Origin of the sequence: Promineifilum sp. (SeqCode), from assembly GCF_041918635.1 — a bacterium.
In the GTDB taxonomy this organism is placed as follows: domain Bacteria; phylum Chloroflexota; class Anaerolineae; order Promineifilales; family Promineifilaceae; genus Promineifilum.
Genome location: NZ_JAYRVJ010000492.1, coordinates 1 through 3,863, shown reverse-complemented (window position 1 = coordinate 3,863; position 3,863 = coordinate 1). Strand labels below are relative to the sequence as shown.

Sequence of the window (3,863 nt, the reverse complement as noted above, 5' to 3'; positions counted from 1 at the left end):
AACCGCTTGACACATCCCCCTCACCGACTAGAATACAGATAGTTGATCAACCAAATAGGATGCAAGCGGCCGCCCGGGAGAGTATCCCGCGCAAGCGAGGTCGCCGAAGGGGCAAGCGGATTGGGTGCACCCGTCCGAGAATCTCTCAGGCACAAAGGACCGGGTGGCCGGGTTTCTTCTGGAAAGTGATTGGCTGCACGTGGCGCGGGTCTCTTAACCCGCGTGGCAGACACGGGATAAGAATCCCATGCCACGCCACGGTGCAGCTTCCGCCGAAGGGGCAAGCGGGCCAGGGCGACGGCGCCCACGCTCTGTGAATCTCTCAGGTCCATGACAGAGGACGCCGGCAAGCGTTGTCCCCACCGGGCGGCGCTGCCCGGCGTCCTCTTTGTGTTTGGCCGACCCGTTGCTGCAAACCTTATTACCCGTTGAAGGAGATTTCTCATGGCTCACAAGATTCTGCCCGACCTGCGCTATGCCAAGACCGACGAGTGGATCCGCGTCGAAGGGGACGAGGGTGTCGTCGGCATCAGCGACTATGCCCAGGACTCCCTGTCCGATATCGTTTACGTCGAGTTGCCCGGCGTGGGTGATTCGTTCAATGCCAGCCAGCCGTTCGGCGTCGTCGAGTCGGTCAAGGCGGCCTCTGACCTGCTGCTGCCCGTGGCCGGCGAGGTTGTGGCGACCAATGACGCCGCTGTCGACGCGCCCGAATCGCTCAACAGCGACCCCTTTGGCTCGTGGCTCGTCCGCATTCGCATCAGCGACCCGTCGCAACTGGACGGGCTGATGGACGCGGCGGCCTATGAGGCGTATTGCGCCACGCGCGAACACTAAAGGAGACTCCCATGACTACTGTCTCTCCCCGCGCCAACTGGCAGGACATTATCGAAGCGCACGATGATGACCGGGCCAATGGCGGCGCTATCCAGTTGAGCAACCGCGACTTGCTGATGCCGGCCGACCGCTTCGTGAAGCGCCACATCGGCCCGCGCAGCCACGACGTGACCAAGATGCTGCGCGACATCGGCCTGAACTCGCTCGATGAGCTGGTGGAGCAGGCCATCCCCGAAGCCATCCGCATGGACGGCTACCTGAACCTCGACCAGCCGCGCAGCGAGTCGGGCGTGCTGAACGAACTGCGCGCCATCGCCGCCAAGAACAAGGTCTTCCGCTCCTACATCGGCATGGGCTACTACGGCACGATCACCCCGCCGGTCGTCCAGCGCAACGTGCTGGAGAACCCCGGCTGGTACACGGCCTACACGCCCTACCAACCGGAGATTTCGCAGGGCCGGCTGGAGGCGCTGATCAACTTCCAGACGATGGTGACCGACCTGACCGGCATGGAGATCGCCAACGCCTCGCTGCTGGACGAGGGCACGGCCGCGGCCGAGGCCATGACGCTCTGCCAGCGCGCCCGGCTGCGCAACTCCAAGGCCAACGTCTTCTTCGTCTCCGAACTGGTGCATCCGCAGACCATCGCCGTCGTTCGCACGCGGGCCGAACCGCTGGGCATCAAGGTGGTGGTCGGCAGCCACGAGGAGTACGACTTCGCCGAGCCGACGTTCGGCGTGCTGGTGCAGTATCCGGCGACCAACGGCGACGTGCACGACTACCGAGATTTCGCTGCGAAATCCCATACCCACGGCGCGCTGGTGGTGGCCGCCACCGACCTGCTGGCCCTGGTGCTGCTGACGCCGCCGGGCGAGTGGGGCGCTGATGTGGCGCTGGGCAACAGCCAGCGCTTCGGCGTGCCGATGGGCTATGGCGGGCCGCACGCCGCCTTCTTCGCCACCAAGGACGAGCACAAGCGCATCATGGCCGGCCGGCTGGTCGGCGTCTCGGTGGACGCGACGGGCAAGAAAGGCTACCGCCTGACGCTGACGACCCGCGAGCAGCACATCCGCCGCGAGAAGGCGACGAGCAACATCTGCACGGCGCAGGTGCTGCTGGCGGTCATGGCCTCCATGTACGCGGTCTACCACGGCCCAGTTGGGCTGCGGCGCATCGCCACCCGCGTGCGCCTGCTGACCGGGGTGCTGGCCGATGGGCTGAAGCAACTGGGCTACCGCGTCAACGCCGGCGCGCCGGCCGTGTTCGACACGCTGACCATTGCCGGCGGACGCCGCAACCCGGCCCAACTGCGCGGCGCGGCCCTCGGCGCAGGCATCAACCTGCGCTACTACGGCGAGACGGGCGTCGGCGTGTCGCTGGACGAGACGACGACGGTGGCCGACCTGGAAGCGCTGTTCGCCGTCTTCGGCGCGGCGGCGGGCGAGATCGACATCGAGGCGTTGGCCGACGGCGTGCGGCTCGACTACGATGAGCCGTTCCAACGCCAGAGCGACTTCCTGACCCATCCCGTCTTCAACAGCTACCTGTCGGAGACGGAGATGATGCGCTATATCAAGCGGCTGGAGAACCGCGACATCTCCCTGGTGCACTCGATGATCCCGCTCGGCTCGTGCACCATGAAGCTGAACGCGGCGGCCGAGATGCTGTCCATCACCCTGCCCGGCTTCGCGGCGCTGCACCCGTTCGCGCCGCTCGACCAGGCTCAGGGCTACCAGGAGTTGTTCCACACGCTGGAGAAGTGGCTGACCGAGATCACCGGTTTCGCCGCCTGCTCGCTGCAACCCAACTCCGGGGCGCAGGGCGAGTACACCGGCATGCTGACCATCCGCGCCTACCAGATCGGCCGGGGCCAGGGCAACCGCCACATCTGCCTCATCCCCGCCAGCGCCCACGGCACGAACCCCGCCAGCGCCGCGCTGGCCGGCATGGAAGTCGTGGTGGTGGCGACGGACGACCACGGCAACGTGGAGGTGGACGACCTGCGGGCCAAGGCGGAGCAGCACCGCGACGAACTGTCGGCGCTGATGATCACCTACCCCTCCACCCACGGCGTCTACGAGCAGTCCATCCGCGAGATCTGCCAGATCATCCACGCCAACGGCGGGCAGGTCTACATGGACGGGGCGAACATGAACGCGCTGGTGGCTATCTGCCAGCCGGGCGAGTTTGGGCCGGACGTGCTGCACCTGAATCTGCACAAGACGTTCAGCATCCCCCACGGCGGCGGCGGCCCGGGCATGGGCCCCATCTGCGTAGCCGAGCACCTGGCCCCCTACCTGCCCAACCACCCGGTTGTACCGGGCGTGGGCGGCGAGGAGGCCCTGGGCACGGTCTCGTCCGCTCCCTGGGGCAGCGCCTCCATCCTGCCTATCCCCTACGCCTACATCGCCATGATGGGCGAGTGGGGGCTGCGCGTGGCGACGGAGCTGGCGATCCTGAACGCCAACTACATCGCCGAGAAGCTGGAGCCGCACTACCCGGTGCTCTACCGCGGCGTCAACGGCCGGGTGGCCCACGAGTGCATCGTCGATCCGCGCCATCTGAAGGATACCAGCGGCGTGTCGGCCGAGGACATCACCAAGCGGCTGATGGACTTCGGCTTCCACGCGCCAACGCTGTCCTTCCCCGTGCCGGGCACGCTGATGATCGAGCCGACGGAGAGCGAGTCGCTGGCCGAACTGGATCGCTTCATCGACGCGATGATCAAGATTCGCGAGGAGATTCGCGAGATCGAAGAGGGGCGGATGGATCCCGAGAACAACCCGCTGAAGCACGCGCCGCACACGGCCGAAGTGGTGCTGGCAGAGACGTGGGATCGCCCCTACAGCCGCGAGCAGGCCGCCTACCCGGCCGACTGGGTGCGCGCCGCCAAGGTATGGCCGTCGGTCAGCCGGATTGACAACGTGTATGGCGACCGGCATTTGTTCTGTATGTGTATTCCGATTGAGGAGTATGCATAGTTAGTTACTAACAGCTAGGGGCGGGTTTGAGACCCGCCCCTTTTT

At 66.1% G+C, this 3,863-nt stretch carries 2 protein-coding genes and 1 riboswitch; both genes read left to right on the top strand.

Annotated elements, in window-relative coordinates:
- Window positions 1-64: 64 nt before the first annotated feature.
- Window positions 65-172: riboswitch (glycine riboswitch) on the top strand.
- A 272-nt stretch (window positions 173-444) separates the two neighbouring features.
- On the top strand, window positions 445-837 hold the full coding sequence (gene gcvH, locus ACE3UY_RS15065; RefSeq protein WP_374688324.1) for a glycine cleavage system protein GcvH: 393 nt from the start codon (window positions 445-447) through the stop codon (window positions 835-837).
- A gap of 116 nt (window positions 838-953) precedes the next feature.
- A complete protein-coding gene (gene gcvP / locus ACE3UY_RS15060) occupies window positions 954-3,818 on the top strand; it encodes an aminomethyl-transferring glycine dehydrogenase (protein ID WP_374688325.1) in 2,865 nt (954 codons plus the stop codon).
- Window positions 3,819-3,863 lie beyond the last annotated feature (45 nt).